At 52.9% G+C, this 6,946-nt stretch carries 6 protein-coding genes and 1 tRNA gene; 4 read left to right on the top strand and 3 right to left on the bottom strand.

The window, feature by feature from the left end:
* A partial coding sequence (locus Q8W22_RS16445; RefSeq protein ID WP_305453085.1) for a hypothetical protein occupies positions 1–219 on the bottom strand: 219 nt, incomplete at its 3' end.
* Between the two features lie 339 nt (positions 220–558).
* On the opposite strand from Q8W22_RS16445, the gene nirB reads away from it, so the two are divergent.
* Together nirB and nirD are read left to right on the top strand one after the other, a co-directional pair.
* Positions 559–3,120, top strand: a complete 2,562-nt coding sequence (gene nirB / locus Q8W22_RS16440) for a nitrite reductase large subunit NirB (RefSeq protein WP_303434561.1) — start codon at positions 559–561, stop codon at positions 3,118–3,120.
* 11 nt (positions 3,121–3,131) lie between these two features.
* Positions 3,132–3,476, top strand: a complete 345-nt coding sequence (gene nirD / locus Q8W22_RS16435; protein WP_303434560.1) for a nitrite reductase small subunit NirD — start codon at positions 3,132–3,134, stop codon at positions 3,474–3,476.
* Positions 3,477–3,556: 80 nt separating this feature from the next.
* Here the strand turns inward: nirD and Q8W22_RS16430 are convergent, their stop codons facing one another.
* A complete protein-coding gene (locus Q8W22_RS16430; RefSeq protein WP_305453084.1) occupies positions 3,557–3,799 on the bottom strand; it encodes a hypothetical protein in 243 nt (80 codons plus the stop codon).
* 429 nt (positions 3,800–4,228) lie between these two features.
* On the opposite strand from Q8W22_RS16430, the gene Q8W22_RS16425 reads away from it, so the two are divergent.
* Positions 4,229–4,993 (top strand): hypothetical protein, encoded by a 765-nt coding sequence (locus Q8W22_RS16425; RefSeq protein WP_305453083.1) that lies wholly within the window; start codon positions 4,229–4,231, stop codon positions 4,991–4,993.
* Positions 4,994–4,996: 3 nt separating this feature from the next.
* Positions 4,997–6,001 carry an AraC family transcriptional regulator gene (locus tag Q8W22_RS16420; RefSeq protein ID WP_305415666.1) on the top strand — a complete coding sequence of 335 codons (1,005 nt, stop codon included), beginning with the start codon at positions 4,997–4,999 and terminating at the stop codon, positions 5,999–6,001.
* An 868-nt stretch (positions 6,002–6,869) separates the two neighbouring features.
* On the opposite strand, the gene Q8W22_RS16415 is transcribed toward Q8W22_RS16420, so the two are convergent.
* A tRNA-Asp gene (locus Q8W22_RS16415) sits at positions 6,870–6,946 on the bottom strand.

Raw genomic sequence — 6,946 nt, 5'->3', positions numbered from 1 at the left:
GGCCTGCAAGTCGGCTTCGTGATTCGAAACCATCCGGTAGCCCAGAGTGAGCACCGGATTAAATAGATGCCCCCTATGGGTCAACAGGCTGGGGTTTGGGCGGTTGATAAAGGAGAAAGCAGGGAATACGAGGGTAGAAAAGAGGCGGCGGGGCAGTGGTGCCAGATATTGCTGGCTGACAAGCCAATCAGGGGGAATTCTTGCACGCTCATGGCGCATTTGGGGTTATCGGTGTTTGCTGGTGGTGCGAGATAAGGTGTCTGATCACGGTAACAGGAGGGGGCGGGGTCGCTGTATCGGGAGCTTTTATGCTGATCACTACAACCATGATGCAGGAGAAGGTCGGGTGTTCAAGCACTCACTATGCGGATTGCAGGTGGCGGTGCTGCCAGCAGGCGGGCTACTGGGTTATGAAGACAGCAGGTCGTTATTATGACTTGGCACCCTAATTGCTGTTTCGGATTGATGCCTTTTTTTGCAATGGAGCAAAAAGAAGGTCAGAGCAACGACGCACACAGGAGACACATATCCGTATGATGAGATAGAGAGATTCCCCTCATGAGCAAGAAACGCGTCGTCGTTGTTGGCAACGGCATGGTCGGTCATAATTTTATCAACACACTGGCCACCTCAGAACATTCCTCCGAATTCGATATTATTACCTTCTCAGAAGAACCGCGTCTGGCCTATGACCGGGTGCAGCTGAGCAAGTATTTCTCCGGCTCCAGCGCTGAAGACCTCGCCTTGACCACCGAATCTGACTACCAGTCCCAGGGTGTTATTTACACACTGAACGACAAGGTGGTGGAGATTAATGCCCACGAAAAAACCGTTACCACCGCCAGTGGCCGCAAAGAAGGCTACGACAAGCTGGTACTGGCAACCGGTTCCTATCCGTTTGTGCCGCCGATTCCCGGTAAAGACCAGCCTCACTGTCTGGTTTATCGCACTATTGAAGATCTGGAAGCAATTTCTGCTGCCGCCAAAGTCAGCAAGACCGGTGTGGTTGTGGGAGGAGGCTTGTTGGGTCTGGAAGCGGCCAATGCCTTGAAAGCTGCCGGCCTGGAAACCCATGTTGTCGAGTTTGCTCCACGCCTGATGGCGGTGCAGCTGGACGAAAGCGGCGGCAAGCTGTTACGGCGCAAAATCGAAAGCCTGGGTGTCCAGGTACATACCGAGAAAAACACCAAAGAGATTGTGGCCGGTGAAGAGTGCCGCTATCGCATGAATTTTGTGGACGGTACCTTTCTGGAAACCGACATGATTTTGTTTTCGGCCGGTATTCGCCCGCAAGACGAACTGGCGCGCCAGTTCAATCTTGAAATCGGTGAGCGCGGCGGCATCGTTATTAACGATTATTGCCAGACTTCGGCAGACGATATTTACGCCATTGGCGAATGTGCACTGTGGGATAACAAAATCTATGGCTTGGTCGCTCCGGGTTACGCGATGGCCAAGGTGACGGCGGGGCATATTGTCAGCCAGCTCGTAACCCATGAACCGGCCACCAGCGCCTTCCAGGGTGCGGATATGAGCACCAAGCTGAAACTGCTTGGAGTTGAAGTCGCTTCGATCGGCGATGCCCACGGCCGCACGGCCGGGTCACACAGTTATGTATTCAGTGACGATGTCACCGAAGTCTACAAGCGACTGGTGGTTTCTGAGGATGGAAAAAAACTGCTGGGAGCCGTGTTGGTTGGGGATTCCGAAGCCTACGGTACCTTGTTGCAGCTGATGCTGAACGACATGGATATTCCCGGTAATCCGGCAGCCTTGATTCTGCCTGCAATGGATGGCCAGGAAGCGGTTGGGCTGGGGGTGTCGTCCTTGCCGGATACGGCCCAGATCTGCTCCTGTTTCGACGTTAGCAAAGGCGATATCAGCGAGGCGGTGCAAGGCGGTTGCTGCACCATGGGAGATATTAAAAGTGCCACACAGGCATCAACCGGTTGTGGTGGGTGTACGGCGCTGGTCAAGCAGGTGATGGATGCCGAGCTGGAAGCATTGGGCGTCGAAGTGAACACCGATATTTGTGAACACTTTGCCTACACCCGTGTTGAGTTGGCCGATATCGTCCGGGTGCAAGAATACACGACCTTCCAGCAGGTGCTGGAAGGCCATGGCAAGGGCCACGGTTGTGAAATCTGCAAGCCCGCGCTGGGCTCGATTCTGGCGTCATTCAACAACGAATACATTCTCAAGGACGAGCACATTGGCCTGCAGGATACCAACGATATTTTCCTCGGTAACATGCAGAAAGACGGTACCTACTCGATTGTTCCGCGTATTGCCGCTGGTGAAATTACTCCGGAAAAGTTGATTGTTCTGGGGGAAATCGGCCGTGACTACGATCTGTACACCAAGATTACCGGTGGTCAGCGGATCGATCTGTTTGGCGCACAACTACATCAGCTGCCAGAAATCTGGAAAAAACTGGTGGATGCCGGTTTCGAAACCGGCCATGCCTATGGCAAATCACTACGGACAGTGAAGTCCTGTGTGGGCTCTACCTGGTGTCGTTATGGCCTGCTGGATTCGGTGTCGATGGCTGTTGCTCTGGAAGATCGCTACAAGGGGTTACGCTCACCGCACAAGATCAAGTTCGGTGTTTCCGGGTGTACCCGTGAGTGTGCTGAAGCCCAATCCAAGGATATTGGTGTGATCGCCACCGAAAAAGGCTGGAACCTGTACGTCTGCGGTAACGGGGGGATGCGTCCTCGCCATGCCGATCTGTTTGCGACCGAGCTGGATGATGAAACCCTGGTTCGTTATATCGACCGGGTGCTGATGTTTTATATTCGCACCGCCGATCGCTTACAGCGTACGTCGGTCTGGCTGGAAAATCTGGAAGGAGGGCTGGACTACCTGAAACAGGTGGTGATTGACGACAAGCTGGCCATTGCGGATGAGCTGGAAAACGGCATGACGAAAGTGGTGGGTACGTACCAGTGCGAGTGGAAAACAACCATCGAAAGCCCTGAAAAAATGAAGCGTTTCCAACATTACATCAATGCCGATGCGGCAGACGATAACTTGCTGTATGTCCGTGAGCGGGGGCAGCGCCGTCCGGCCACCGATGTTGAACGTATCGAACTCGTTGATTTGAATTCTGGCAAATAAGGAAAAATCCCATGACTCAGTGGACTCAGATTTGTGCGTTGACCGATATTGCCCCTGATACCGGGGTGTGTGCCTTGCATCAGGGAGAGCAGGTGGCGCTGTTTCGTCTTGGCCAGACTGAACAGGTGTTTGCAATTGGCAATTACGACCCGATAGGCAGAGCCAATGTGTTGTCTCGTGGCATTGTTGGCTCTATCGGTGAGCGCTACGTAGTGGCTTCGCCGCTGTACAAGCAGCATTTTGATCTGGCGACGGGGGAATGCCTGGAAGATGACGCAGTAACGGTCAAGGCTTATCCGGTTCGTATTGCTGCAGGACAGGTCGAACTCGCGCAGGGAGCGGCGTTGTCCGTTTAGCGGATTTGTCCATATCTGTGGCTCTGTCCATGTCCGTTATCGCGGATATGGACAGAGCCAGCATCGTTATGGCAGTGGTATTAGCGGTGGTCTTCCTTGTAATCTTTACTGCTATGTGACTTCCCGTCATGTGCCTTGCCATCATGACTGTGGCCACCACTACCACCGTGATGAGGGCCTGCGCAAGCTGCCAACATAACGGCCGTTACCATGGCCAGTGCCACATTTTTGTATTTCAAACGCATCGTAAATTCCTCTGGTTGTGATAATGCTGGTGCAATCAGCTTCCCGACCCAATCAACAGACCGGCTGGCCTGTCTCATGGTTATTCCTGCGAATGTGTCTGTCTCGATTGATTCTATTCTCACCGCGTAAGGGTTAATGACAGGTTAAGAATGCGCCAAATCATTACCGGTGTGCGACGACTGGTGCAATGATTGTGTTTTGGTTACTGACAGGCTAACCCTCCAACCGCACAGAACAGGGGAAAACTCCCGCTATGGCAGAGCACCCTGGCTTGTTATGAGTTGAATATCATCGGAAGGTTCGGTCAACGATAACGCCGCACCGATGAACCTGGGATCGCAATGTCGTGATAATCTCGTCGAGTATTGCATCTTGCCGTCGATGGGCGGGGAGTCATTTATGGATAAACCGGGTCTGTATCGGGGCGCCATGCAGATGAGCCACCTATCCGCTTTGGTTATACTGGCGATGACGGTGATTATTGACATAACAAGCAGGAGAAAGGAATGAAGAGCCCACTGGGTCTCGATGCAGACTTGCCGGTGATGGATATCGTGCAGGAGTCACTAGGATTGTTGTGGGTCAAGCGGGGCATTGTCAGCGCTCGATTCTTGCCGGTGATGCTGTTGTTGGCGGGGCTGGACTGGGTCAGTAGTACCTGGATGTCGGAGTCTCATCTATTCGGGCAGCTGGGTTTTATGCTGGTCTCCATGTTGTTGGGCGTTGTGTTTGCGACAGCCTGTCATCGGATGACACTGATGCCGGAAAAAAGTCTGGTTCAAAAAGGCATCTGGCGTCAGGAAGAGTGGCGTTATCTGATGCGATTGATGCTGATGGGGCTGGCGACTTCGGTTGTGATTACGCCAATAGTAATACTGTTTGCATTGCTGCAAGTGCAGCAAATGATGGTGCTGGGTGGTGCGCTTGCCATTATGACGGGCTTGTATGTGAGTGCGCGGCTGGCGATAACCTTGCCTGAAATCGCCGTTGGCCAGACCACCAGTTTCCAGCGTGCCTGGAAGCTGAGCAAGGGTAACGGTTCGCGGCTGGTCATGGTGGTGTGGATTGCGCCGCTACTGATCAGTGGGCCATTCCTGCTGCTGTTTTTACTGGACAATACCTTGCTGAATTATCTGGCCGCCTTTGGTTCTTATGTAACCAGCCTGATCTCGTTGGTGATGATGTCGTTATCCTACCGTTTTCTGACGTCGTTTGAGTCGGGGAATGATCATCCGGTCGTGTCCTCTTCGTCGGATGGCTTTGATGCCTGAATCATGAAGCTGGGAGATCTGTCCGTCGCCTATGTCGAATTACTCGCCCGTGCCGCCCGGGCTGAGGGGGTTGATCCGACAGCCGTGCTGGAAGGGTATCAGTTACCGGCCTCGCGGCTGGCGTTACCCGGTAACCGCGTCAGTATTCCGCGCTTTATGCGTGCTGGTCATGCCTTGATTGAGGCGTCGGCAGCTCCCTGGCTGGGGCTGCGTATGGGGTCGTTAACAGGGCCTGCCAATCTGGGGCTGGCGGGTTTGATTGCTCACAGTGCATCAACCTTGCGTGAGGCCTGCGAAGCGCTGGTGCGTTATGAATTATTGTTCAGCTTTAATGCCCGTGGTCGTTCGGCATTTGTGGTTGAACAGGGGCGAGGGCGGCTACAGTTTTATTCGATCAGCCCCTATAACGAGTTTAATCGTTTTGTTGTTGATTCGGTGCTGGTGGGCTGGATGAACGTGTTGAACCAGGCCTGTGGTGATCAGCTTGTGGCGTCGCTTTGTATTGAATTTGAGGCTCCGGATTATGCCGAGGCCTATGGCCGGTTTGTGCCATGTCCGGTGCAGTTCGGTGCGGGGTGTAATGCGCTGGTGCTCCGTGATGGCGCCCTTGAACGAGTGTTGAGCCATCCTTGTGCATCCCAGTTTCGTTATCTGTGTGATCTGGCTGAAGCCGAATTACTGCAAGTGCGGCATGGTTTGTCGATGGCAGAGCAGGTGGCTCGGGCGATTTCGCCATTACTCAAGGGCAAGACACCGGAGTTGGCGGATGTGGCGGCGCAAATGGGGAAACCCGGCTGGACGATCAAACGCTTGTTGGCGGCAGAAAATACCTGTTTTCAAGAGGTCTTGAATGAGGCAAGGCGGGAATTGGCAACGTGTTATCTGAGAGAAACGCCGTTGACCATGGGGGAAATTGCTTATTTAACGGGGTTTGGTTCAGCAACTGCCTTCCAGCGTGCTTTCAAACGTTGGACGAATGAAACACCACGCCAGTATCGGCAGTTGTAACCGGGACTTACATTTCTACGGCGTCATCGACGTCGTCATCGTACTCGTCGTAGCTGGTATCTAGCAGCTCATCTGTGTAATCCGACATATCTTTCTCCTTTTCCTTTATGATCAGCTCTTTTTAGCTGACTCGAACTATGCCTCTGCAATCAGAAGCGACTTATTGTTGTTTGTGGTACCAATTACCAAGCAGCTGGTGTGCCAAAATCCTTTCGACACTCTCTGCTTGTTGTATAAGATGCACTGAAACCGCGAAGGTTCCGTATTGCCATCTCTTCAAGCAGGGCTGACGTTAGCTTTTGTCTGTGACAAGTGCATGACTCGTTTCACAGAAAGGCAGTTTTATCAGACTAGTGTCATAAATAACCACATGGGCTTGTATACCCGGGTTTTTGGCGTGTTGTTACCAGTATCAAGTGACCAGGACGACGATGGGCTCCTCAGGCACAGCTGCCAGCGATGTGGCTGGTTCGGCTATTACTGAAGGTGAACGGAAGCATTCTGATTGCCGGGTATGACTGACCACAAGCGACTGTAACCGTCGGTTGTCAGCATCAGGACCGGGTGACGCACAGGGTCACGGCGCTACTGCTCAGGCAGTAACCAGCGTCAAACAGACTAGATCAATAACTAAAAAACGAGGCGTAGGCAATGCAGGCGGTAGCAGTATTCCGGCGGACATGGCCGGTGCTATTGTGCCCGAGAAATCATTCTGTCTTTTGAGGGAAGCAACGGTAAACCGTTTCAGAGAAATCGTATTTGCGGGATGAATCGTTTATTGCAGGTAAAATAGTAAAGCTGACGAACCAGAGAGACGTTCAGATCGTATGATCCGTGGTCTTTCCATTTCCTTTTACATCGGAAAAGATGGCGGACTGGACGGGACTCGAACCCGCGACCCCCGGCGTGACAGGCCGGTATTCTAACCAACTGAACTACCAGTCC

The sequence above is a fragment of the Oceanobacter sp. 1_MG-2023 genome (genome assembly GCF_030689025.1).
Lineage (GTDB): Bacteria > Pseudomonadota > Gammaproteobacteria > Pseudomonadales > Oceanobacteraceae > Oceanobacter.
This window is presented reverse-complemented; position numbering and strand designations above follow the sequence as displayed.